Raw genomic sequence first — 23,452 nt, 5'->3', positions numbered from 1 at the left:
CGGCGGGTTGCCGGTCCCCGGCGTCCGGCTTCGCCGTCGATGCGGGCGTCGCGACCGCCGGCTCGTCGAGGGACACCAGGCTGGTGTCCCGCGGCACGGGCCGCGATTCCGCAGTCGACGCCCGGTCTGCGCCGTCGGCCTGCGGCGACTCGTCGGCGCCACCACATCCCCGCGTAAGCCCGAGGACGCCGAGCCCGATGAGCACGAGAGCCGCCCCCGTCAGCCCGATCGACCGCCAGGGCAGACCGATGCGGCTGATCTGGACCTGATCCTCGACCCAGACCATGTCCGGCCCGCCCTTGGGCGACGATTCGCTGCCCGACGATCCCGCGTAGAGGGCGAGGATCTCCTCGCTGTCGAGACCGAGCTCGGCGGCGCACGTGCGCAGGAAGCTCTTGATGTACAGGGCGCCCGAAACCTTGTGGTACTCGTCGGCCTCGAGGGCCGTCAGCACCGGCGGCGGGATCTTGGTGCGGGCCGACAGGTCGGCCAGGCTCCAGCCGCGACCCTCCCGGGCTTCGCGGATGGCCCGTCCGGGCGTTCTCAGGCCGGGATGTTCCGTCATCCGTCGCTCCTCGTCCGGGCGACCGCCGGGGGCCGCCGTGCGTTCTAGTCCAGGGCCGCGATCCGTTCGCGGATGCGCGCGGCCGTGGCCTCGTTCTCGGCGAGCAGTTCGCGCTGCTGCGCGACCACGTGCTCGGGGGCGTTGGCCGTGAACTTCTCGTTGGCGAGCTTGGCCCGGGTCCCCTTGAGCCAGCCTTCGATCTTCTCCAGCTCCTTGCCCAGCCGCGCCTTCTCCTTGTCCAGATCCACGAGCCCCTTCATGGGCAGGAAGATCTCGACGGTGCCCGCGACGCCGACGCCGGCCGGCGCCGGGTCTTCGCCCCCGCAGACCACGTCGACGGTCTCCAGCTTCGCCAGCAGGGCCACCAGCTCGGCCCGGGCCGCCAGCGACGTCCGGGCGGCTTCGTCCGGGACGCGCAGCACGGCCCCGCCCCGTCGGCCGGGCTGGACACCCAACTCGTTGCGCAGGTTGCGGATGACCCCAACGATCTCCTGCACTTCCTCAAAGGCCGCGAATTCGCCTGCGAAGGGGATCGCCCCGCTGTGGCGCGGGAACGACGAGGTCATCAGGAAGCCCGTCGACGGCGGCAGCCAGCTCCACAGCTCCTCGGTGATGAACGGCATCACCGGGTGCAGCAGCTTGTAGACGACGCCGAGCACCGCGACGGCGACCGCCAGTGCGGACGGCCGGGCCGCCTCGTCACGCAGGCGGGGTTTGATGGCCTCGAGGTACCAGTCGCAGTACTCGTGCCGGAAGAAGTTGAACACCTCGTAGGCGGCGTCGTTGAGCCGCCGCTTCTCCATGTTCGCGTCGCAGCCGGACAGCATGGCGTGCATGCGGCTCAGCACCCAGCGATCCTCCAGAGTGAAGGATTCGTCCCCCAGGGTCACCGGCACCTCGCCGCCGAAGACGGCCTCCCACAGGGAGCGGAAGCTGGCGGCCGGCGCTGCGCTCCAGGCGTCGGCGTCCGCCACGTCGGCCAGGTCGAGCGTGCGCGGCGCGACGGCGTCGCCCCGGCGGCCGCCGAGGCCGGCCTCGTCCCACGCCCCGAGCACGAGCTTGGTCGCCTGGAAGATCTTGTTGCAGAAGTTCCGCCCCACCTCCAGCGTCGACGCGTCGAAGAGGATGTCCTGCCCCGTGGGCGTGAGCATGACCAGGCTGCAGCGCAGCGCGTCGGCACCGTACTGGTCCATCAGGTCGATGGGATCCGGACTGTTGCCCAGGGACTTGCTCATCTTCCGGCCCTTCTCGTCGCGCACGATGCCCGTGAAGAGGACCTCGCCGAAGGGCTTCTCGCCCAGGAATTCGTAGCTCGCCATGATCATGCGCGCGACCCAGAAGAAGATGATGTCCGCGCCGGTGACCAGCAGGCTGGTCGGGTGGTACTTCTTCAGGTCGTCGGTCCCGTCGGGCCAGCCCAGGGGCGAGAACGTCCACAGCCAGCTGCTGAACCAGGTGTCCAGGACGTCCGGATCCTGGGTCAGGGATTCGTGGCCGCAGGCGCGGCACGAGGTCGGCGTTGCGGTCGCGCAGGTCTCGGCCCCGCAATCGTCGCAGTACCAGACCGGGATGCGGTGTCCCCACCACAGCTGCCGGCTGATGCACCAGTCGCGGATGTTCGTCATCCAGTTGTTGTAGACGCCCACCCACCGTTCGGGAAAGAGGGTGATGTCGCCGTCGGCCACGGCCGCGCGGGCCGGCTCGGCCAGTCCGCCCATCTTCAGGAACCACTGCTTGCTGAGATACGGCTCGATGACATGGCCGCAGCGGTCGTGGTGGCCCACCTGATGGACGTGCTTCTCGATCTTGTCGAGCAGGCCCTCGGCCTCCAGGGCCGCCACGACCTCCCGGCGGCAGGCTTTGCGATCCAGCCCGGCGAAGCGTCCCGCCTGCTCGTTCATGACCGCCTCGGGCGTCATGCAGATCACCTGCGGCAGGTCGTGGCGCCGCCCCACCTCGAAGTCGTTGGGGTCGTGGGCGGGCGTGATCTTCACGAAGCCCGTCCCCTTCTCCGGATCGGCGTGATGGTCGCCGATGATGGGGATGACGCGCCCGGTCAGGGGCAGCTTCACCTGGCGTCCGATCAGGTGGCTGCGCTCGGGATCGGTCGGGTGGACGGCCACGGCCACGTCGCCGAACATGGTCTCCGGGCGCGTGGTGGCCACCACCACGTGTCCCTCCCCGTCGGCGAACGGATAGCGCAGGTGCCACAGGGAGCCCTCGACCTCCTTGTATTCCACCTCGTCGTCGCTGATCGCCGTCAGGTCGTGGGGGCACCAGTTCACCAGGTACACGTCCCGGTAGATCAGCTCCTTCTCCCGCAGGCGCAGAAAGGCCGTGGCGACGGCCTCGTTGCGGGCGTCGTCCATGGTGAAGGCCTCGCGGCTCCAGTCGAGGGAGCAGCCCAGCCTCTTGATCTGCTCGGTGATGCGGGCGTGCGAGCGTTCCTTCCACTCCCAGGCCCGCTCGAGGAAGGCCTCCCGACCGGCCGCGCGCTTGTCGATGCCGTCGGCGGCCATCTGGCGGGTGACCACCTGCTCGGTGGCGATGCTGGCATGATCGGTGCCCGGCACCCACAGGGCCGGCTGCCCCCGCATCCGCGCCCAGCGGATCAGGGTGTCCTGGACCGAGTTCCCCAGGCAGTGCCCCATGTGGAGGATGCCCGTGACGTTGGGCGGCGGCAGGGTGATGACGAAAGGCTCGGTGCCGAGGCTCTCGTCCGGGGCGAACAGGCCCGCCGCTTCCCATGCCGCGTACCACTTCTGCTCGATGCCCTCGGGGCTGTACTGGGCCAACTGCCGGATGTCAGACACTGCGCAACTCCAGGTGTAGGGACCGGTCGCGGCCGGTCCGGACGGGCGCCGCATCGCGTGCGGCGACAGGGCGGGCCCCCGGTCCGGGACCGGGCCTCTCGGCCCATCGAACCCGGGAATCCCAGCGACCCGCAGCCGGGAATCCGCAAATCTAACACCTGCTCCCGGGGGGAGCAACGCCCCAGAGGCCGGGCGACCAAGTCGAAAAAATAGGATCGCCATATCATCATCTCAACCGACGGTCAAAATCGATCACGGGCCCGGGACAAACCCGCAGGATTCCACAAATCCGGGAAAAAGCGCAGGGATTTGTCGGAATTTTCATCAAAAAAAGGCTTCCCAAGGCCGTCGAAATGGGGTAGTTTGGCTCTAGAGACGTGAGCGCTCGCCCAACGAACGCTATCTTCTGACGGGGGAAACCTATGAAAAAGACAGTTCTCGCGATTCTGGCCTTGAGTCTCGTTGCCACCTCTGGCCTCGCTCAGCTCGATCCCGATGACGACGGGATCGGCGTGTACTTCGATCCGTGTGCCTGTGTCAACTGCATCACGATGGATGTCGGCCCCCAGCGGGCGTTCCTGGTGATCACCCACCCGACCAGCCCCCAGGGCGTGGCCGGCTGGGAGTGCAAGATGTGGATGACCGGCCCGGCCGTCATGACCGGGATCGACCTGCAGGGCCAGGAGATCAACATCGGCACCGCTCCGGAGTACATCGTGGGGACCGTTGATCCGCAGATCAACCCCTACACCTACCCGGCCATCGTGGTCGCCGTCATCGACTTCTACATCCTCGACCTGTCGGGTCCGGTCCAGTGGTGGATCGACGGCATCCGGTTCCACTCGCTGCCCGAGCGCGTGCCCGCGTACCTCGACGGCTCCGACATCGAGATCATCAAGGAACTGAAGCAGTCGACCGGTGGTCGGGACTTCCCCGTCGCGACCGTCAACGGCGATTGCGCAGTGGCCATCGAAGATCACAGCTGGGGTGACGTGAAGGCGCTGTTCCGCTAGAACGTTTCTCCCCCAGGAACATCCGGCCGCTTCCTTCCGCAGGGAGCGGCCGTTTGTATCACCCGGGTCCATGCCGGCACGGCCGGGATGACATCCGGCGTCGGCGTTCCGGGCGGGACTGTCCGCCCGCCGAACCGCAAAGGAGTCGCGGGATGGTGACCACGAAGAACCGCCGCGCAAGCCGGCACGGCCGCGCTCTCGCCGTGCTGCTGACGATCGGGCTCGCGGCCGCGGGCACGGCCGGACCCGCCGCCGGGCGCACCATCGGCGTGCCGGGCGACGCCCCCTCCATCAAGGGCGCCATGATCCGCGCCCGGGCCGGCGACATCATCCTCGTTTCCTGCGGCACCTACCGCGAGCACGACATCATCGTCAAGCCCGGCGTGTCCCTGTGGTCGGGCACCCTGCAGCCCGATTGCGCCGTCATCGACGCCGGCGGGCGCGGACGGTGCCTCATCTTCCCGGCCGGGGCCGACACGACGACGCGCGTCGTCGGTTTCACGCTGCGGGGCGGCACCGCCCTGGGCGAGGGGCGCGACGGCATGGGCGGACTCGTCCTCGTCGAAGACGCCTCACCCACCCTGGAACGCTGCCGCCTCGTCGGCGGTCGCGCCCGGGATGGCGGAGCCGTGGCCGCGGTCGGCGACCGGGGCCCGCACATCCTGCAGTCCGAACTGCGTGGCAGCCATGCCCTCGGGACCGGCGGGGCCGTCCTCTGGCGCGCCCGCGGCGCCGGCCGGATGCAGCACTGCACGATCACGGGCAATCTCGCCGACGAGACCGGCGGCGGCGTCGCCGTGGCGGCCGGTCGCCTGCTGGTCGACACCTCGCTCCTCGACGCCAACGCCGCGGGGGGCTCCGGCGGCGCCCTGGCCCATTCAGGCGGCTCCCTGACCGTACGCGGCAGCGTGCTCCATGCCAATGCCGGCGGCCTCGGCGGCGGCGTTCTCGCTGCGCGAGGGGCATCGCCCCGCTTCGCCAATTGCACCTTCCACGCCAATCTGGCCGATGGCCCGGACGCCGTGCTGACCATCGGCGACAGCCAGCCGGTGTTCGAGGCCTGCCTGCTGACCGGACCGGCGGGCGAGGCGCTCGCCGGCGACGGAGCCCCCGCCTGGCGGCGCTCGAACATCTATCTCGCCGGGGGCGCGTGGCCGGCCGCGCTCGCCGCCCAGCGCGATCGCGATGGCAACCAGGCGGCCGACCCCCTGTACTGCGCCCCCGCGGCGGGCGACCTGCATCTCCAGGAGGGCAGCCCCTGCCTCGGTCCGGACGGAGCCACCATCGGCGCCCTCGGCCGAGGATGCGGTGCGCATTTTCCTCCCGATGTGCTAGACTGACCCCACGGACCGGCGTCGGCGCCCGCCGTCGCCGTCAGGCAGCCGGGACGTCATTCGCCAGCCGCGGGGGCCGCATGCCGAGACCGTCACCTTGCCCTGAAACCCCGTTCGAGCGGATCTCCCGCCTGATCAGCCTGCTCGTCCTCGCGCCGCTCCTGTTCATCCTCTCCCTGCCCGTCGCCGTCGATCTGCCCCACCGCGCCGATCTCGGCTTCACGGCCAGCAACCTGGTCGTGCGCTCGGTCGAAGCCGGCGGTCCGGCCGCGGCCGCCGGCATGGAGCCCGGGCAGCACATCGTCGCAGTCGCCGGACAACCGACCCACCACGAGTCGGCGTTCTATGCCGCCCGCGCGCGCCTGCGGCCTCATGCCCCGATAACGATCAGCGTCGCGGCTCCGGGTGCGCCCGTGCGTCACATGGAGCTGCGCCCCGTGCGCATCGCCCAGGCCGACCTCATCCACGCCTACAGCCTGTGGGTCGCCGGCCTCGCCTTCCTGCTCATCGGCTGGTGGGTGCTGTGGCGCCGCCCCGACCCGGTGGCGCGGAACTTCCATTTCCTCTGCCTCGTCTTCGCGTTCTTCCTCCTCGACATCCCGGACCACCCCGACCTCGACTACATGCAGTTCAAGCAGTACCTGCGGGCGCTGCTCCAGTTGCTGATGCCGGCGTTCTTCCTCCGCTTCCTGATCCAGTTCCCCAGCACCGGGGCGCCCTGGCGGCGCACGCAGCGCCGCTACCGGATCCTGCTCCTGCCGGGCGTCGTGCTCTTCGTCGCGAGCGCCGGGCTCGAGGCGTTCGGTCGCCCTCCGGCCACCGACCGCATCGAGGATCTCGTCAACCTCCTGTCGGTGTTCTATGCCCTCGGCTATTTCGTCGCCGGACTCGCGATCTTCGGCCGCCGCGTGCTGCGGCGGGAGCGCCCCATCCAGCAGACCAAGCTGAAGGTGGTCCTGGTCGGACTCGTGGGCGGGCTCGTGCCCTTCCTTGTCGCCACCGTGGTCGCCAACGTCGTCCCGGGCACACCGCTGCCCTATTGGCAGTACCTCTCGCTCTCGCTGCTGCTCGTGCCCGTCAGCTTCGCCCTGGCCATCATGCGCTACGGCGCCCTCGACACCCGCTTCGTGGTGCGCATCGGCCTCGTCTACGGCTCCCTGACGCTGCTCGTCGTGCTCATCTACTTCGTGGTGGTCGGACTGGTCGGCAACCTGATGGCCCGCATGTTCGGGGCCGAGACCTGGCCCGTGCTGGTGGCCATCGCCGCGGGCAGCGGCCTGGTGATCATGCCCCTGCGCAACCAGGTCCAGATCTGGATCGACCGCACCTTCTATCCGTCACGCCGCGCCGACCGCCGCGCCATCAACGCCCTGGCCGAGCGCCTCACCGGCCTGATCGAGCCCGGCGCCGTCGTCCGCACCATCGAAGGGCGGCTGTGCGAACTCTACCGCCCCGAGGGTTTCGCGCTGTTCCTGCCGACGCCCAGCCCGGGTGCGGGGTTCGCCGCCCGCGTCGGCGGCTGCAGCGAACTCGGCACGCCCCCGACCGATGTCTTCCTCGCCGCCGACAGCACGCTGGCCCTGCTCCTGGATCGCCTCCGACGGCCGGTCTTCCGCGAGGAGATCGAGGACCACATGCTCGCGACCGGTGCCGACGCCGAATCGCTCCAGCTCCTGACCCGGCTGCGCCTCGCCCTGCTCGTCCCCCTCATCACGGGCAATCGCCTGCTGGGCATCATGGGCTTCGGCCCCAAGTCCTCGGGCGATCTCTACAGCCAGGACGATCTCGCGAACCTGAAGAACCTGGCGGTCCAGGCCGCGTCCATCGTCGAGAGCCGCCAGCTCTACCAGGCCAGTCTCGAACGCAAACGCCTGGAAACCGAACTCGAGGTGGCTCGCGACATCCAGGCGAACCTGCTGCCCGACAAGCCCCTCGACTTCGCCTCCTACCGCATCTGCGGCCACAACGAACCCTGCCGGATGGTGGGCGGCGACTACTTCGACTACTTCACCCTGGAGAACGACGACCTGATCTTCGCCATCGCCGACGTCTCGGGCAAGGGCATCCCGGCCGCGCTGATGATGACTTCGGTTCGCGTGGCCTTCCGTCAGGAGGCCCTGCCCGGGGTCAGTCCCCGGGATCTGATGACCCGCCTCAACGCGGTGGTCACGGCGCTCGGCAGCCAGGGGCATTTCATCTGCTTCTTCTGCGGGGTGCTGACGCCGTCGACCGGACTGCTGCGCTTCTGCAACGCCGGCATGGAACAGCCCGTGCTCTTCCGGCCCCGCAGCCGCTATCGCCAGGTCCTCAAGAAGGGCGGGCCGGTGCTCGGCGTCTCCCCCGAGGCGGTGTACCGGGAGGGCGCCATCGGACTGTGCCCCGGCGACCGGCTCTTCCTCTACACCGACGGACTCACCGAGGAACGGAACGAACAGGACGAGTTCCTCGACGCGCCCCGCCTCCTGGACGTCGTCGAAGCGCACATCGACGACGTGCCCGAAACCCTCCTCGGGAAGGTTTTTGCCCACGTCCAGGCCTTCGGCGGCAGCAACCGCTCCGACGACCGCACGGCCATCCTCTTGGAAATCAGCGACTTGTAATTTTAAAGAAAACCCGGACCCGTTCTTGCTCAGGTTGCGGGACAGGGGCCCGAACAGTGGGGATTTCACGGGGTTGAAATTCGGGTCTCAAGTCGGGCGAAACCCGTCCGATCTCAGGAAGGTCCGCGTCGATTCACCTTCAACCGATGAAAGGGGGAGGACGAATGGCACCGGAAAACTATTTCCTGATTGCGGTTGGCCTTGTCGACCTCTTTTGGTGGCTCAGAAAATGATCGTATCGGCCTGACCCCTGACTGAAGGTGCGCCCACAGTCAGGGGTTTTTCCTTGCCCGCCAGCGGCGCCGTCCCCACCACCCTACGCGCCCGCGAACACGCTCCGCGCCACGACGAAGCCGATCCAGACCGCTCCGAATCCGAGGACGAGGTTCGCCGCCACGTTCGCCAAGGCCAGATCCGTCGCGCCCGCCTCCAGGTAGCGCAGCGTCTCGTAGCCGAAGGTGCTGAACGTGGTGAAGGCGCCCAGGAAGCCCACCCCCGCCATCAGGCGCACCGGATGGGAGACCAGGTCGGTCCCCCGTTCCAACTCCAGCAGGAACCCGAGCGCCAGGCAGCCCAGGACGTTCACGGCCAGGGTGCCGTAGGCGAAACGGTCACCGAGGGCCCGCACCGCCAGCAGCCCGACGCCGTAGCGGGAGACCGCGCCGGCCGCCCCGGACAGGGCCACGAGCACCCACCCCGTCATCAGCTGCCGATGGCCGCGACGATGGCGGCTTCATAGGCGTCCTTGTCGGCGGCGCCGACCCACTTCTTGCGGATCACGCCGTCCCGGTCGATGAGGAAGGTCGTCGGGATGCTCTGGATCCCGCCGAAGTCCTGCAGGATCGAACTGCTCTCCTGGAAGAGGACCATCTCGAAGGTCAGGCCGTTCTCGGCGGTGTAGCTGCGGACCTTCTGCTCACCCTCCTGGCCGAAGGCCACGCCGATCACCACGAGGTCACCCGCATAGGTCTGGCTCAGCTCCTGCAGATGCGGCAGGGCGCGGCGGCAGGGCGGGCACCAGGTATCCCAGAAATCGACGATGACGGCCTTGCCCCGGAACTGGCTGAGGCTGAGTTCGCCCCCCGCCAGCCGCGGCAGGGTGAAGTCCGGCGCCACGCTGCCCTCCGTCGAGCCGAACGCGGTCCCGGCAGGCGCCCCACCGGCGTCGGCGGCGGCCGAATTCTCCTCGCCGCCGCCACATCCGGCGACGAGGGTGAGACCAAGCAGGGCCACGAGGGCCAGACGGAGGGGAGTGGACATGCTGTTCACGGGCGGTTCCTCTCGGTTGCCGGAGCGCCGGGGCGCGCGGGCGGGGATTCGGGTCGTTTCTTCCGGTCCAGTTTCGCACCTGAATCCCCGTTGCGCAACCGGCCGCCCGGATCCGGAGCATGGGAACCACATCTTGTGCGCTGGATTTATCGTCGTATAGTAGGCGGCAACAGATCCCCCCGAAACGCCGAACCGACCCGAGCCGGTCTGTGGACCGCACCCGAAGGACCCGAACGATGCGTATCTCTCCCCTGCGTTTCCTGGCCCTGCTGCTCCTCGCCGGCATCGCTGCCGCCCCGGTCGCGGCGGCCCCCGTCGACGTGGCGGTCGCTCCCGCGACGGACCGGGCCGAGATCGGCAAGGACCTCGTGCTGATCGTGACGGTCACGCCGGCCGCGGGCGCCACTCTCGTGGCCGACCAGGTCACGATCGACGTCCAGGCCACCGGCCAGGAAGGCGCCTTCGGGACGCCGTATCCCCTGCGTCCGCTCGATCCGGCCCGACCCGGTGCCCCGGTCCGGTTCGAATGGGTCGCCCCGGTGTCGCCCGAGGCCACGCCCCACGAGGCCTCCCTCGTGGCGCGCATCATGGCGCCCCATGCCGACGGCAGCCGGGCCGAGGCCACCTGGACCGGGACCATCGCCGTCGACTTCGGCGAGGACTGGTCCGCCGACCGCATCGCCGACTATCTCGAGCGCAAGGGGCTGGCCCTCTTCCTTCTCGTGGTGTTCGGCTTCGGACTCCTCATGAGTCTCTCCCCGTGCATCTATCCGATGATCCCCATCACCCTGGCGGTCATCGGGGCCCAGAGCCAGGAGAAGGGGCCGGCCCACGGACTGCTCATGTCCGTCACCTACGTCATCGGAATGGCTTTCGTGTACGCCGTCCTCGGGGCGCTGAGCGCCACCGTCTTCAGCGGCATCACCGCCTTCATGCAGAGCCCGGCCGTCACGGTGCCCATCGCGCTGCTGCTGGTCGCCCTGTCGTTCAGCATGTTCGGCGCCTTCGAGCTGCAGGCCCCGGCCTTCCTGCGCGACCGCCTCGGCGGACCCGGCGGCGGCAACCGCGGCGGCCTGGTCGGTGTCTTCGCCATGGGCCTCGTGGCGGGACTGGTGGCGTCGCCCTGCGTCGGACCGTTCCTCGCCGCCCTGCTGGTCTGGGTCGCGACCACCGGCAACTGGTTCCTCGGCTTCATCACCCTCTTCACCTTCGGCATGGGCATGGGCATGCTGCTGATCGGCGTCGGCACCTTCCCGTCGCTCATGGGTTCCATGCCCCGGAGCGGGGGCTGGATGGAGACCGTCAAGAAGGGCATGGGCCTGCTGCTGGTCGCCATGGCCTTCTATTTCGTGCGACCCGGGGCGGTGCTGGCGGAGACGGTCTTCTATCCCCTCGTCGGCGTCACGGTGATCGTCGTCGCCGTCTTCATGGGCGCCTTCGACAGGCTCGGCGCCGAGAGCGGCTGGTGGCCGCGGGCCAGCAAGGGGCTCGGCCTGGCCGCCTTCGTGGCCGGCCTCTACCTCCTGCTCGGTTCGTTCCTGCAGCACGGATTCCTCATGCCCTCGCCCCTGGCGGCCCTGCAGGCTCCGGCGGCCCCCGTCGCGGCCCACGGGACCGCCCTGGCCGCCGGTCCCGTTTCCGCGGCCGCCGGGGCCGCGGACGTTCCGGCCGCTGCGCCCCTGCCCGACCACGTGCCGTGGACGAAAGTCGCCACCGGCGAAGGCGTCCAGGCCTTCCTCGACGCCCGCCGGGCCGAGGCCAAGGCCGCCGGCAAGCCGATCATGATCGACTTCTGGGCCCAGTGGTGCGTGTACTGCAAGAAGCTGGACAAGGCCGTGTGGAACGTGCCCGAGGTGGTCGCCGAGTCGCAGCGCTTCGTGACGATCAAGGTCGACGCCACGGCGCCCGACGACGACGAGATGACCGCCATCAAGGAGGAATTCCGGGTGCCCGGCCTGCCCCGCGTCATCTTCATCGACAGTCGCGGCGAAGTGCTGCACGGGCGGTCCCAGGGGTTCGTCCCCGCGGCGGAGATGCTGGAGATCATGCAGGGTATCCGCTGAGCGGATGTCCGCCCGCACCTGAAAGGAACGCCCGGCCTGTCGGCCGGGCGTTTCCGTTTCCCGTCGGGCGACCGCGACCTACTGCAGCCGCACCTCGCGTCGGTAGCCGACGTTGAAGACCTTCAGGGGGCCATTGCCCGGATTCTCGGTCAGCACCTCCGGAATGCCGTCCCCGTCGATGTCGAGCAGCTCGATGCGGGCGAAGAAGGGTTCGTCTTCCCATTCGACATCGCCCGTGCCGGCGTCGAGCACCTGCCCCGAATTGAGCACGACCTCGGGCCGGTTGTCCCCGTCCACATCGCCGCACCGCACCTGCGTCGCCTGGTACTCGTTGATGCTCGTGAACTGGCGGGTCCAGTTGGCGCCATCGACGTACACCACCCGCCCGTCGGCCACCATGACCAGTTCGGTGGCTTCGTCGTCGTCCATGTTGAACACGGTGAAGCAGGCCACCTGCTGGTACTCGCTGGACAGCGATTCCCAGACCTGGTCGTACCCGTCCATGGACCAGGCGTAGATCTTGCCGGTGCTCGTGCGGCAGAGGATCGTGTCCTCGAGTCCGTTGCCGTCCATGTCGGCGGTGAGGACCTCGTCGGGCACGCCGCTGAGCTGGTTGCTCTTCCACACGCGTTCGCGCCCCCGGGCATCGAGCTTGACGACGATGACCGTGCCGAAGCGTTCGCCGAGCGCGAAGTACATGCCCGTCTCGCCGTGGATCGGTTCGAACTGGGCGACGTGCGCCAGCCGGTCGGCCGCCCAGCTCAGTTCGCGGTACTGCTGGTAGCTGAGTTCGTCCTGCCCCCGGACCGGTCCGCCGGCCAGGAGCCCACCCAGGACGGAGCCGACGAGAAGGATTTTCGGAATCGGGTTCTGCATGGCGCGACACCTTCGGTAGCGGGATGAGTCCGCGGCGACGCCGCGGCGGGTACTCCAGGGGCTGGCGAAAATATAGGCCAATTCGGGCGGGGGGTCATGCCCGGATCGGACCTACCAGGGCACCGGGATCCCGATGGCGCCGCTGACGGCCCACGCATCCATGGAGATGCCGCCGTAACCGAAGTGGCGGTACTGGAGCCGGGCCACCAGGACGTAGTCGTGCAGGAAGTACCACTCCTGGCCCACCTCCACCAACCACGACCAGTAGCGGGAGTTCCCGCCCCCATCGCTCGGCGGCACCTGCACGTCGGTCGCCCCGAACCCGAGCCCCGCGAAGGGCAGGACCTCGGCCCGGTGGTCGCCCCTGTCGGACAGGTAGCGCCGCAGGATCAGGTCGCCCGAAAAGGCCCGTCCGGCCTGACGGTCGAGCTTCTGGTAGTCGAGCCGGAGCACCATGGCACTGCGCCAGTCATAGAGAAAGTTGAAGAAGTTGGCCGACGAGCCGGGCCGGAAGATCAGCGAGGCCCCGTAGCCCGCGTAGCCGTGGCCGAAGGGGGAGGCCCCGCCGAAGGCCAGGTGTCCGGTCAGGAAGATCGGTTCCGCGAACGGCTCGTGCAGGCGGCTCTGGGGGCTCGTCAGGCGCCGATTGGTCGGCTCGGGCTGCTCGGGGGTCGCGGCGACGCCCGCGCCGGCGTGAAGGGCGCTCAGGAGGGCCAGCAGGGCCCCCAGGTTCCAGAGTCGCTGCAGATGGGGCACGTCGTGCGGTCGCCTTTCGCTCCGGGAGGTGGCGGCGAGGCGCGGAATCGCCCCGCCGGAACCGGCAATGTGCAAGCCGGATGCCAGAACCACACCGCGGACGCCGTCATAAGATACTGTTTCCAAATAACTTGCGATTCCAGTCGGCTGGGCCGCGATCGCGCCTTCAGGCCGTCGCTCAACTCGTGTAGCCTGTGTCCGGGAACCGACCACCTCCAGCAGGAGCCGACGCGATGGTCTCCGACCCGCCCGAACCCGTCATTCCGCCTCCGCCCGACGAGCATCTCGCCCTCGGCGGCGAAGCCGCTGCCGAGCTGCGTGTGCAGCGATCACGGTTCATCGGCCTGTGCGCGCCGGCGCATGCGCACGCGGCAGCCCAGGAGACCATCGCCCGCCTGGTTGCGCCCTATCATGATGCCCGGCACGCCTGCTGGGCCTGGCGCCTGGGTGCGCCGCCGGCGGTCGTCGAGAACCGCAACGACGACGGCGAGCCTTCGGGAACGGCCGGCGAGCCCATTCTCGCCGAGATCCGCAAGCGGGATCTCACCGATGCGGTGGTCGTCGTCGTGCGGTATTTCGGCGGCGTGAAACTGGGGACCGGCGGTCTGGCCCGGGCCTATGGCCAGGCCGCGGCGGCGGCCCTCGCGGCCGCGCCGGTGCGGCGGGTGCGCCAGGGCCGGGAGTTCACCCTGAACTTTCCCTACGGCCAGCAGAAGACCCTGACCCATCTCCTGACCGACTGCGCCGGCACCGTGGAGGACGAGCAGTACGCGGCCGACGTGGCCTGGCGGGTCTGGCTGCCCCATTCCCGCTGGCCGGAGTTCCTCAGCCGGGTCCGGGAAGCCACGGCCGGCGCGGTCGTGCCCCAGCCCGGCGATTGAGAAGGCCGACAAACGAACAGGGCCCCGGTGCCACCGGAGCCCTGTCCTCTCTCGCTCAACGTTCGCCGTCTTCCTGCGGCCGGCCCCGTTCGCCTGTGGGCCGGTTCCGTTCTCCCGGTGGTCGAATCGGACCGCTAGAGCTGCGTCTCGTCCGCGTAGTCGTGCATGTACTTGAAGGTCTTGCTCGAACGCACCTTCTCGAAGGCCTCTTCCTTGATCTGCCGGATGCGCTCGCGGGTCAGGCCCATGATCTGGCCGATCTCCTCGAGGGTCATCTCCTGGTCGCTGCCCAGACCGTAGTACAGCCGCAGCACCTTGGCCTCGCGGGGCTTCAGGTCCTCGAGCATGCGCCCGATGCTGCTGTGCAGATCGTCGTCCATGACCTTGTTGTCCGGACCGTGGCCGGTCGTGTCCTCGAGGAAGTCCAGGTAGGTGCTGTCCTCGTCGTTGCCGACGTAGTCGTCGAGGAAGAAGTTGTCCTGCATCAGGGGCAGGGTGTCCTTCACCTCGTCGACGGACAGGCCCAGGACCTTGGCGATCTCCTCGGGCTCCGGCTTGCGGCGCAGCTTCTGCTGCAGTTCGCCGCTCGCCTTCTTGATCTGGTTCAGCACGCGCGCCCGGTTCAGGGGCATGCGCACGATCTTGCTGTGGTTCGCCAGGGCCGCGAGGATCGACTGGCGGATCCACCACACGGCGTAGCTGATGAACTTGAAGCCGCGCGTCTCGTCGAAGCGCTGGGCGGCCTTCAGCAGACCCAGGTTGCCCTCGTTGATCAGGTCTTCCAGGGGCACGCCGTAGTGGGCGTATTCCTTGGCGATCGAGACCACGAAGCGCAGGTTGGCCTTGACCAGCTTGTGCAGGCTCTCGTTGTCGTTGTTGTGGATGCCGCGCGCGAGCTCGCACTCCTCGGCGCGCGTGAGCAGGCTGTAGGCCTTCACTTCCTGGAAGTACAGATCCAGGTTGCTCATGAGCTGCGCCGCGGGCGCGCTCGTCTCGGCCTTCGCCCGGTTCCGGGTGCGGGCCTTCTGGGCCTTGGCCTTGGGGGCGGCGGTCTTCGCCGCGCGCACGGTCGCGCCGGCAGCCTTGACGGCGGGCGCCTGGGCCGCACGGGCCCGGGTGGTCTTCTTGCGCGTCGCCGAACTGGTGGTCGCCTTGGCCATGTTCGTCTTCCTCTCTCGATCCGGCGCGATTCCGGATCCGCAAAGCCCGTTTGGTGGGGGTCGTCTTTCACGCTCCATTAACAATTCCCATACCAATTGCCCGTTTTCGAAACCGCCCCTCACGGCCATGCTAACATATTGTTAATTGGCCACTTGAAAGACGACAAGTTTTCACTGAATACAAACAGGTTGTCATTTTCGGAACGGGTTTGACATTTTGTCAAAACGGCCTCTGTCGCCGGGGTCAGTTTGTCAAATGGATTTCGACCGTTTTTGACCTCCGGACCGGGGGTTGATTTTCCGGCACACGTCGCCGACCATTGCCTCCCGCGACGCCGGCACCCCGCCGCCGTCATCGCCCGGCAGGAGAATCATGGCCGAGAAGGCAAGCTCCCCCGCTCCCCTCCCCCTGCGGCTCCTGGCCGCCTCCGCCCTGCTGGCCGTGGTCGCCTTGGGCGGCCTTCTGGCCTGGCACAGCCTCACCGATCTGGACGTCTGGTTCCATCTCCGCGCCGGGACGGACCTGCTCGCGGGCGGAGGCTTCCCGCTCGTCAACACCTACAGCTTCGCGACTCCCGACCACCCGTGGCTGAACCACGAGTGGCTGTTCCAGGTCGTGGTCCGCCTGACGGCCGCGTCTTCGCCCGACAGCGACCCCCTGGGCTGGAACCTCCTGCGGTCGGGGCTGATCCTCGCCCTCGTGCTGCTGCTGGCCCTCGGCGACGGAGGCCTCGCCGCGTGGCGCGACGGTCGCGGCGACCTCCTCGTCCGACGGGCCCTCGTCCTGGGCTTCGGCCTGCTGCTGCTCTGGCCCCGCTTCAACCTGCGACCCGAGCTCGTCTCCGCCCTCGCCTTCGTCGTCCTGGTGCCGCTCACCGAGGCCCACTACCGGCGACAGGCGCCGGCATCCGTGTGGCGCGATCCCGGCCTCTGGCGCCTCTTCGCCGTGGTCGTCCTCTGGATGCAGTGCCACGGCTTCGCGACCATCGCCCCGCTCGTCCTTGGTCTTGCCGCGCTGCTGCAACCCCTCGAGCGCCGCCTCCGGGGCGAAATGTCCTGGCCGGTCGCGGCCATCTGGGCCCCGTTCCTCCTCTCCCTCGTCGCCCTCGTGCTCACCCCCAACCACATCCACGGTCTGGCCTTCCCCGTGCGGGCCCTGGGCCAGTTCCGTGGTCAGGGCGCGGCCCTCACCGGCACGGTCTCCGAGCTCGTGCCCCTGCTCGAGACCCGCAACGCCCTCGGCCTGACCCTGACCGCCTTCAAGATCTCCCTGGTGGCCGCGCTGCTCCACGCCGTGCTGGCGGGACGCCACCTGTCCCCCTGGCGACTCGTGCTCTGCGGGCTCGCCACCCTGGCCGCCCTGGCCAACCAGCGCAGCGTCGCCTTCTACGGCCTCGCCTTCATTCTCCTGCTCGGCGACACCCGGACGGCCTGGCCGGACCCGACGTGGCGCCGCCGGCTCCATTGGGACCGCTGGAGCGGCCGGATCTCGGGCCCCGCGACCATTCTGGGCGCCGTGCTGGCCCTCGGCCTTGCCGGCTGGTGGGTCGCCGCCCTGCCGGGCAACGACTTCTACGTGCATGAAGGGGTCGGGCGCCGCTTCGGCGGGGGCCTGACGCCGGCCATCTACCCCGCGGCGGCGGCGGCGGAGCTCGCCGGACCGACCGCCGAACGCACCTTCGCCAACCTCGACGCCGCGGCCTACGTCCTGGGCACGACCCCGGCGCGGGTCTACGTCGACGGGCGCACGGAAGCCTCGCCGGCCGCGAGTTGGGCCACCTACCGCCGGGTGCGCGCCGGCGGTCCCGCGGCCCTCGGCGAACTCGACCGCCTCGACGTGCGGGCCGTGATCCTCGCGCTTCACGGCGGCGCCTTCGACGGTCTCGCCGCCGACCTCCTGGCCAGCGGGGGCTGGCGGCTCGCCGGCGCCGGTGCCGGTGGCCTGCTCTTCGTGACCGGGGGCGCCGACGATGCCGCGGCCGCCGGAAACCGCCTTCGCGGGGCCGCTGAACGAACTCTGGCCCTCGCCGAGAACGACCCCACCCGCCGCGCCGATCTGGCCCTGGCCGCCGCCGGCCTGCTGGACCTGGCCGGTGATGATGCCGGGGCCCGGCGCGCTCTTGGACGCGGACTGCAGGCCCGGGCCGACCACCCGACCCTGAACCACAACCTGGGCAACCGGCTGCTGGCCGACGGCGACTTCGCCGCCGCCTACGAACTGTTCCGGCAGGCCCTGGCGAGCAATCCCCGTCTGGCCGGGTCGGCCCTCAATGCGGGTGTGTGCGCCCTGCAACTGGGGCGCCGGGACGAGGCCCTGGCCGCGTTCGGCCGCGCCGTCCGGATCGATCCGGAGCTCGTCGGAGCCTGGGTGAACCTGGCGGTGGCCCGCCACGGAGCCGGCGATCTCGCCGGGGCGGTGGCCGCCCTGGACAAGGCGACGGCCCTGCAACCGGGCGATGCCCGGCTCCAGGGCCGTCTGCGTCAATGGCGGGCCGAGCTGGAGGCCCGCTGATTCCGGTGCGGACCTAGTAGGTGACCTGCACCGTGTAGGTCAGGACGGTCTCCCCGTCCGCCGGCACCGGCACGTCGAACGCGATGGTGTTCGCATCGCGCTTGCTGAACGCCAGCGACGAATCCAGGATCTCCCAGAATCCCCCCACGTTCTCCACGACCTCGACCGCCACCGGCGCCGACTTGTGGTTGCGCAGGGTGATGGCGAAGGTGTGCCGGTAGACGCGATCGCTCACCCGCCGGCTGTCGGTGCGCACCCGCTCGGCCACGATGTCGAAGGCCCGTCCGACGAGGAGCTCGACCTCCTCGTCCTTGGCGGTGTGGCCGATGCGATCCTCACCGAGGAGCTGGCGCGAGCCTTCCGCGCTGCGCCCGTAGACGCGGACGACGCCCGCCGGCAGCGGCATGCCGAGTCGGTTCTCGCGACGGTTCTCGAAGGCGTAGCGCACGTCGACTCCCGGCTTGTCCACCAGCGGTCCCACCGAGCGGAAGTACTGCGGCGAGCCGTCCAGGCGGTAGATCTTCCGCACGCCGAGACCCTCGGCCTCGAACAGCGAGATCTGCTTGATCTGGTTGTCCTTGAGCGTCGTGGGACGCTGCAGGGTGTAGAGGTGGTAGTCGAACAGGCTTTCCTCGGCGAAGCCCGCCGGCACCGCCTTGGCGCCGTAGTCGGCCATCTCGGCCATGACCAGACGCTGCGGCGGCGCCTGGTTGATGTCGCCGGCCACGAGCAGCAGGCCCGCGTCGTCGTAGGTGGCCCCGCTCCGGTTGTCGACCGAGACCCACGCCTGCAGATCGGCGGTCTTCTCGTCGCGGGCGATCTCGAGCACGTAGTCGGCCTGCCAGGAGATCCCGCCGGTGAGGTACGACGCGTCGACGTCGGCGGCGCCGGACTTCTCGCTGTGGGCGGTCCAGACCAGGGTGGGCCGCGCCCGCAGGTTGCCGGGCAGCGACGGCAGGGCGATCCGCCCCGGCACCTCGAAGACCACCTCGCCGTCGACCTCGTAGACGGGCCCGCTGTTGGTGCCCAGGAGCGTGCCGGTCACCCGTGAACCGTCCTCCTGGATCCAGCTGATCTGCCGGCCCACGTATTTGGCGAGGATGCGTTCGGGGCTCAGGAGATCGAATTCGTAGTTCTGCTCGAGCACGGTCAGGCCCGTTCCGCCGTCGCCGGTCACCAGCAGCGTGACCGGATTGATGCGGGCCGGGACGTCGCGGAACTCGAGCCCGAAGGTGCCCTTCGGCAGGTCGATCCGGCGCACCTCACGGACCAGGGCCAGGTCGTGGTTGTAGACCGTCAGCTGGAGTTCGCGGCGGTCGCCGGCATCGGAGCCGAGGAGGTCCTCCGCCCCGGCGGCACCGGTGGAAAGGGCCGCACAGGCCAGGAACAGCGCCGTGGCCAGGACGTGCCGCGTGAGGTCGTGATAGCCGTTTTTCATGGATCTCTCCTTCGCTGCGGGCAGAGGGGCCCGGCCCCGCTCCGGAGCCGTCCGTTCCCCGCAAAACATCTAAAGCCCCAGTCGGTTCCGTCGATCACGGAAGGGTAGCGAGACTGCTCAGGACGCCCGAACTGGAAGCGCGGTCGCGGGATCCCCGGGAACCCGTCCGGACCGCCGGAGGTCAAGGTGGCTCACACCGTACTCATCGTGGACGACGCAGAATTCATGCGGGTGATGCTCCGCGACATCTGTTCCGAGATGGGCCTCGACGTGGTCGGCGAAGCCGCCGATGGCGAGGAGGCCGTGGCGCTGTACGGCGAGCGGCATCCGGACCTCGTCCTGCTCGACATCACCATGCCCCGCCTCGACGGGACCGAGGCGCTGCGCCAGATCCTGGCCGCCGACGCGGAGGCGCGGGTCGTGATGATCACCGCCCTCGGCCAGAAGGAGCAGGTCCTGAGCGCCATCAAGACCGGCGCCCGGGACTTCATCATCAAACCCTTCGACCAGGAGCGCGTCGTCGACACCCTCGGGCGCGTGCTCAGCGTCCCGACCCCCGTCTGACGGCCATCGGTCAGGTCAGGGCGATCAGCGCCGCCGTCCCCACCGCCACGCAATAGAACCCGAATTTCCAGAAGTGGGCCTGGACGACCGCCAGGGCCGTCCAGCGCAGGGCCAGGAGCCCGACGCCGAAGGCCACCAGCGCCGCCAGGACGAAGGGCCAGGCGTCCGTCTCCAGGGCCGGCCGGTCGACCAGCTGCAGCACGAGCGCGCCGCAGATGGCCGGGATGCTGAGCAGGAAGCTGAACCGGGCGGCTTCGACCCGCGGCAGGCCGAGCCAGAGCGACACGGCGATGGTCGTGCCGGACCGGCTCACGCCCGGGACGATCGCGAACGCCTGACCGCAGCCGATGAGCAGCGCCTGGCGCAGCGTCGGAGCCCGGGGCCCGTCGCCGGCCGCCGCTGCGGCGCGGCTTCGCCGTGCCCGCGTCGAGAACAGCAGGGCCGCCGTCACGAACAGCCCCCCGGCCGCGAAGACCGGCGCATGGAACAGGCTCTCCAGAACGTCCTTCAGCAGCAGCCCGATCGCGACCGCCGGCACCGTGCCGACCACCAGCGCCAGGATGTAGCGCCGCGACTCCGCGTCGAAGCGCAGCAGCCCGATCAGCTCCCGCCGGTACGCGACCAGCACCGAGCCGAGGGTCCCGAGGTGCAGCACCACGTCGAAGAAGACGTCGCCCTCCCGCACGGCCATGAAGGTCTGGGCCAGGACCAGATGACCCGAGCTGCTGACGGGCAGGAACTCCGTCAACCCCTGGACGGCGGCGAGCAGGAGCATTCCCAGGATCTCGTTCACGTGTGGTTCCTCGGTGCGCCGGTCAGCCGGTGCGGTTGGCGCCTTCCCGGGCGGCCCGGGCCTGGCTGTAGTGGAGACGGGCTTCCTGCGGCAGGCCGAGGGCGTCGCAGGTCAGGGCCAGCTGGTAGTGGATGCGACCGTCCTCGGGGAAGAACTCGAGGGCCTGTTCGAGGCTGAAGCGGGCTTCCTGGTAGCGGGCCAGCTTGTGCAGGCAGGTGCCGAGATGGAAGGGGACACGGGCCAGGCGCGGATCGAGCTTCCAGGCCATCTCGAAGCGGTGGCAGGCGTCCTCGTAGATGCCACTCTTCATCTGGCAGAGGGCGGCGTAGTAGTGGCCGCGGGCGAAGCGCGCGTCGCAGTCGACGCTGCGCTCGAAGCAATCGAGGGCGCGGGTGAAATCATCGAGCCCGTAGTGCACCAGGCCCAGGTTCTGCCAGCCCTCGGCGTCGGGTTCCACGGCGATCGCCGCCTCGAAGGCCCGGATCGCTTCGCCGGTGCGGCCCTCTTCGGCGTAGATCGCCCCGAGATTGTGGTGCGCCGCCGCCGTGCCCTGACCCTGGCGCGTCGCCCGCCGGTAGGCCCTGACCGCCTCCTCCCGGCGTCCCAGCCGGTCGAGGCACACACCGAGGTTCGTCAGGTAGACGCCGTTGTCCGGCTCGAGTTCGAGGGCGCGCAGGAAGGCGATCTCGGCTTCGCCGCAGCGATCGAGTTTCATCAGCGTGCAGCCGCTGCGGTAGTGCCAGGGATGCTGGCCGGGCGACGAGCGGAGAGCCCGCCGATAGGCCTCGAGGGCCCACTCGTAACGGCCTTCGGCCTCGGCCACGCGGCCGGCCTGGAACAGTTCGGCACAGCTGAGCGGCCGCGCGCCGTCGGCGCCGGTCTCGGTGGCGGGGAACTCGTGCCGCGGGGATTCCGCCGGGGCGGCCGGTTGCTGGTCTGGTGCTGGTGTCGTCATGCCGGCACACTAACCCAAGCCCAGGGCCGGGTCAACTTCCGGATGCGCGGGGCGGGTCGGGGTTTCGGCGTCTCAGCCGTCGTCGTCGACGACTTCGACCTCGAGGAGCAGGCGCACCGGCCCGGATCCGGCCAGAAGCCGCCGGGGCACCTTGACCGGAACGATCACGGGCGGACGCAGCTCCTCGTAGATGGCATCGGAGAGCGCCCGGGTGGTGGCTCCGATGTCCGGGGCGCGACCGTGCTCGGCCCCCGGGACGGGGGGACCGTAGTCGATGCCCAGGTCCTCGACCGTCTCGGGCGGGGCGGCGGGCTCGCTCGGTGCCGGCGGGGCGGCCTGTTCGGTCTCCATGAAACTCTCCCGTCCGTCGTACTGCCGGTCCGGCTGCGATTCCAGGTGGTTGACCGCCAGTCCGAGGACGGCCTTGAGAGATTCCCGCACCCCCTCCCCTTTCGCGGCGTTGGCCGGGAAGGAGAGCAGGCCCCAGGGGTTCAGCAGGCTCTCGAGCCGATCGACGCGCAGGGTGTCGGGTTCGTCGCGTCCGTTGTACTGCACGACGACGGGCACCCCCATCAGATCCAGGTCCCAACTGTCGAGATAGGCCTTGAGGGACTCGAACGAGGCCAGGCTCTGGTCCAGCGCCGCGGCGCTGGACTTGACCACGAAGACGATCCCGTCGAAGGGCGGCTGGGTGGACATTCCGGCCGAGCGGAACCGTTCCTTGCCGCTGTCGACGGCCTGGACGAGAACCTGCCAGGTGTTGCCCTCCCCGTGGCTGACCTCGAACGCGATCTGGCGTTCGGGATCCTCCGAGGCGAGAGCCAACCGCTGTCCCGGTGGGATCGAACGGTGGATCATGCGCAGGTTCGCCCGTTTGCCGGCGTTCGCCGGCCCGTAGTAGAGCAGGCGGCAGGTGCGTTTCGCGGTTTGCACGGTCTGGTTCACGGCAGGGAATCCTTTAGATCCGGCCCCGGACGACCCGCTGGCGACCCGGGGGCCGTCGCGGCGACTCGGACGGGAGTTGCAAGGGGTGTGCCACGTGATGGCGGCGGAACCTTTGTGAAATCATGAGATCCGACGAGAGAGATCCGAATGGGCAAGCAATTTGCACTCGGACGGAAGAACAGAACCGCCATGGCGCATGACGAGGCCCTTACAGGTTTCCTCGTCCCCGACCCGAAACGATCCTGGACAGGAGTGGCCAGATGACCACCAACACCGACCGAATCCTCAAGACCATGTTCGCGCGCCTGCTGCAGCTGGAGATCGACAGCGAGATGGTCGTGAAGCTGTGCGCCGTGATCGACAGCGTGACCGAACGGGTCGGCGGCAACTTCGACCTCGACACGGTGCAGGGGCAGAACACGTTCCGCGCTCTCCTCTGCTCGATGGTGGTGCACGGCTGGGGCAACGGGATGCACCCCTTCCACAACCCCAGCGTGAACCAGGACGGGCAACCGGTCGAGGTCCGGGTCAGCAAGGACATCCTGATGTCGATGGAGGACCTGCAGTCCCTGCGCTACGTCAAGAAGGACGACCAGGGACGGGTCAAGCAGGCGCTCTTCGAGCCCGACCACAACGTCCGGGTGCGGCAGCAGATCGACGACATCCTCGCGGAGATCTCCGAGAACAAGTGGAAGTGAACGTCGGGCCCCACCCCCGGCCCGGCCCTTCCCGGGGCCGGACGCGGAACGGCCATGGCCCCCTGGGCCATGGCCGTTCTGCCGTTCCGTCCGCAAGATCCTAGAAGACCTTCTCGCCGTCGGCGAGGATCTCGTTGAGGGCGTTGCGGAAGTGGTCGGTGCTGTTGGCCACCTCGGGCGTGACCTTTTCCTTGTACAGCTCCCAACTCTTCTTGAT

The 23,452-nt window shown here is 69.3% G+C and carries 19 protein-coding genes; 8 read left to right on the top strand and 11 right to left on the bottom strand.

The window, feature by feature from the left end:
- Both KDM41_10360 and KDM41_10355 read right to left on the bottom strand, forming a co-directional pair.
- Positions 1–565, bottom strand: a 565-nt coding sequence (locus tag KDM41_10360; protein ID MCB1183826.1) for a helix-turn-helix domain-containing protein, incomplete at its 3' end; no start/stop codon positions are given.
- A 44-nt stretch (positions 566–609) separates the two neighbouring features.
- Complete coding sequence (locus KDM41_10355) at positions 610–3,378, bottom strand: valine--tRNA ligase (GenBank protein ID MCB1183825.1); 2,769 nt, start codon at positions 3,376–3,378, stop codon at positions 610–612.
- Between the two features lie 422 nt (positions 3,379–3,800).
- On the opposite strand from KDM41_10355, the gene KDM41_10350 reads away from it, so the two are divergent.
- The 3 genes from KDM41_10350 to KDM41_10340 all read left to right on the top strand — a co-directional run bounded on the left by KDM41_10350 (position 3,801) and on the right by KDM41_10340 (position 8,325).
- A complete protein-coding gene (locus KDM41_10350; GenBank protein MCB1183824.1) occupies positions 3,801–4,391 on the top strand; it encodes a hypothetical protein in 591 nt (196 codons plus the stop codon).
- 152 nt (positions 4,392–4,543) lie between these two features.
- Entirely contained in the window at positions 4,544–5,731 is a 1,188-nt protein-coding gene (locus KDM41_10345; GenBank protein ID MCB1183823.1) for a hypothetical protein, read from the top strand.
- A gap of 74 nt (positions 5,732–5,805) precedes the next feature.
- Entirely contained in the window at positions 5,806–8,325 is a 2,520-nt protein-coding gene (locus tag KDM41_10340; protein MCB1183822.1) for a SpoIIE family protein phosphatase, read from the top strand.
- A 316-nt stretch (positions 8,326–8,641) separates the two neighbouring features.
- On the opposite strand, the gene crcB is transcribed toward KDM41_10340, so the two are convergent.
- Both crcB and KDM41_10330 read right to left on the bottom strand, forming a co-directional pair.
- Positions 8,642–9,028 (bottom strand): fluoride efflux transporter CrcB, encoded by a 387-nt coding sequence (gene crcB / locus KDM41_10335; GenBank protein MCB1183821.1) that lies wholly within the window; start codon positions 9,026–9,028, stop codon positions 8,642–8,644.
- Positions 9,028–9,585, bottom strand: coding sequence for a TlpA family protein disulfide reductase (locus KDM41_10330; protein ID MCB1183820.1), 558 nt, complete (start codon positions 9,583–9,585; stop codon positions 9,028–9,030). The genes crcB and KDM41_10330 overlap by 1 nt, the downstream gene beginning before the upstream one ends.
- Positions 9,586–9,830: 245 nt before the next feature.
- Here KDM41_10330 and KDM41_10325 point away from each other — a divergent pair, with 245 nt between their 5' ends.
- On the top strand, positions 9,831–11,657 hold the full coding sequence (locus KDM41_10325; protein ID MCB1183819.1) for a thioredoxin family protein: 1,827 nt from the start codon (positions 9,831–9,833) through the stop codon (positions 11,655–11,657).
- Positions 11,658–11,735: 78 nt separating this feature from the next.
- Here the strand turns inward: KDM41_10325 and KDM41_10320 are convergent, their stop codons facing one another.
- Together KDM41_10320 and KDM41_10315 are read right to left on the bottom strand one after the other, a co-directional pair.
- Positions 11,736–12,533: a hypothetical protein gene (locus KDM41_10320; protein ID MCB1183818.1), complete on the bottom strand. Its 798-nt coding sequence runs from the start codon at positions 12,531–12,533 to the stop codon at positions 11,736–11,738.
- Positions 12,534–12,644: 111 nt separating this feature from the next.
- Positions 12,645–13,289: a hypothetical protein gene (locus KDM41_10315; protein ID MCB1183817.1), complete on the bottom strand. Its 645-nt coding sequence runs from the start codon at positions 13,287–13,289 to the stop codon at positions 12,645–12,647.
- Between the two features lie 233 nt (positions 13,290–13,522).
- Here KDM41_10315 and KDM41_10310 point away from each other — a divergent pair, with 233 nt between their 5' ends.
- A complete protein-coding gene (locus tag KDM41_10310; GenBank protein MCB1183816.1) occupies positions 13,523–14,170 on the top strand; it encodes a YigZ family protein in 648 nt (215 codons plus the stop codon).
- Positions 14,171–14,304: 134 nt separating this feature from the next.
- Here the strand turns inward: KDM41_10310 and KDM41_10305 are convergent, their stop codons facing one another.
- The gene (locus tag KDM41_10305) at positions 14,305–15,138 is read right to left on the bottom strand and encodes an RNA polymerase sigma factor RpoD/SigA (GenBank protein ID MCB1183815.1); all 834 of its coding nucleotides are present in this window, start codon (positions 15,136–15,138) and stop codon (positions 14,305–14,307) included.
- A gap of 565 nt (positions 15,139–15,703) precedes the next feature.
- Here KDM41_10305 and KDM41_10300 point away from each other — a divergent pair.
- The gene (locus tag KDM41_10300) at positions 15,704–17,842 is read left to right on the top strand and encodes a tetratricopeptide repeat protein (protein MCB1183814.1); all 2,139 of its coding nucleotides are present in this window, start codon (positions 15,704–15,706) and stop codon (positions 17,840–17,842) included.
- A 13-nt stretch (positions 17,843–17,855) separates the two neighbouring features.
- Here the strand turns inward: KDM41_10300 and KDM41_10295 are convergent, their stop codons facing one another.
- Entirely contained in the window at positions 17,856–19,280 is a 1,425-nt protein-coding gene (locus KDM41_10295; protein MCB1183813.1) for a DUF4139 domain-containing protein, read from the bottom strand.
- Between the two features lie 186 nt (positions 19,281–19,466).
- Between KDM41_10295 and KDM41_10290 the strand changes: the two genes are divergently transcribed.
- On the top strand, positions 19,467–19,844 hold the full coding sequence (locus tag KDM41_10290) for a response regulator (protein ID MCB1183812.1): 378 nt from the start codon (positions 19,467–19,469) through the stop codon (positions 19,842–19,844).
- A 10-nt stretch (positions 19,845–19,854) separates the two neighbouring features.
- Here the strand turns inward: KDM41_10290 and KDM41_10285 are convergent, their stop codons facing one another.
- From KDM41_10285 to KDM41_10275, 3 genes are all read right to left on the bottom strand, one after another.
- On the bottom strand, positions 19,855–20,637 hold the full coding sequence (locus tag KDM41_10285) for an undecaprenyl-diphosphate phosphatase (GenBank protein MCB1183811.1): 783 nt from the start codon (positions 20,635–20,637) through the stop codon (positions 19,855–19,857).
- 22 nt (positions 20,638–20,659) lie between these two features.
- Positions 20,660–21,592 (bottom strand): tetratricopeptide repeat protein, encoded by a 933-nt coding sequence (locus tag KDM41_10280; GenBank protein MCB1183810.1) that lies wholly within the window; start codon positions 21,590–21,592, stop codon positions 20,660–20,662.
- 72 nt (positions 21,593–21,664) lie between these two features.
- Positions 21,665–22,537, bottom strand: a complete 873-nt coding sequence (locus tag KDM41_10275; GenBank protein MCB1183809.1) for a hypothetical protein — start codon at positions 22,535–22,537, stop codon at positions 21,665–21,667.
- Between the two features lie 260 nt (positions 22,538–22,797).
- Between KDM41_10275 and KDM41_10270 the strand changes: the two genes are divergently transcribed.
- Positions 22,798–23,235: a hypothetical protein gene (locus KDM41_10270; protein MCB1183808.1), complete on the top strand. Its 438-nt coding sequence runs from the start codon at positions 22,798–22,800 to the stop codon at positions 23,233–23,235.
- Positions 23,236–23,452 lie beyond the last annotated feature (217 nt).

It is taken from the genome of bacterium, from assembly GCA_020440705.1.
In the GTDB taxonomy this organism is placed as follows: domain Bacteria; phylum Krumholzibacteriota; class Krumholzibacteriia; order LZORAL124-64-63; family LZORAL124-64-63; genus JAGRNP01.
The sequence above is the reverse complement of the archived record's forward strand: the minus strand, read 5'-3'. Positions and strand labels throughout refer to the sequence as shown.

Excerpts from the sequence above, each read along its gene's own strand:
- KDM41_10340 (MCB1183822.1), top strand. The coding sequence starts at position 5,806 with ATGCCGAGACCGTCACCTTGCCCTGAAACCCCGTTCGAGCGGATCTCC.
- KDM41_10300 (MCB1183814.1), top strand. The coding sequence starts at position 15,704 with ATGGCCGAGAAGGCAAGCTCCCCCGCTCCCCTCCCCCTGCGGCTCCTG.
- KDM41_10305 (MCB1183815.1), bottom strand. The coding sequence starts at position 15,138 with ATGAGCAACCTGGATCTGTACTTCCAGGAAGTGAAGGCCTACAGCCTG.
- KDM41_10295 (MCB1183813.1), bottom strand. The coding sequence starts at position 19,280 with ATGAAAAACGGCTATCACGACCTCACGCGGCACGTCCTGGCCACGGCG.
- KDM41_10325 (MCB1183819.1), top strand. The coding sequence starts at position 9,831 with ATGCGTATCTCTCCCCTGCGTTTCCTGGCCCTGCTGCTCCTCGCCGGC.
- crcB (MCB1183821.1), bottom strand. The coding sequence starts at position 9,028 with ATGACGGGGTGGGTGCTCGTGGCCCTGTCCGGGGCGGCCGGCGCGGTC.
- KDM41_10330 (MCB1183820.1), bottom strand. The coding sequence starts at position 9,585 with ATGTCCACTCCCCTCCGTCTGGCCCTCGTGGCCCTGCTTGGTCTCACC.
- KDM41_10270 (MCB1183808.1), top strand. The coding sequence starts at position 22,798 with ATGACCACCAACACCGACCGAATCCTCAAGACCATGTTCGCGCGCCTG.
- KDM41_10320 (MCB1183818.1), bottom strand. The coding sequence starts at position 12,533 with ATGCAGAACCCGATTCCGAAAATCCTTCTCGTCGGCTCCGTCCTGGGT.
- KDM41_10310 (MCB1183816.1), top strand. The coding sequence starts at position 13,523 with ATGGTCTCCGACCCGCCCGAACCCGTCATTCCGCCTCCGCCCGACGAG.
- KDM41_10350 (MCB1183824.1), top strand. The coding sequence starts at position 3,801 with ATGAAAAAGACAGTTCTCGCGATTCTGGCCTTGAGTCTCGTTGCCACC.
- KDM41_10345 (MCB1183823.1), top strand. The coding sequence starts at position 4,544 with ATGGTGACCACGAAGAACCGCCGCGCAAGCCGGCACGGCCGCGCTCTC.
- KDM41_10280 (MCB1183810.1), bottom strand. The coding sequence starts at position 21,592 with ATGACGACACCAGCACCAGACCAGCAACCGGCCGCCCCGGCGGAATCC.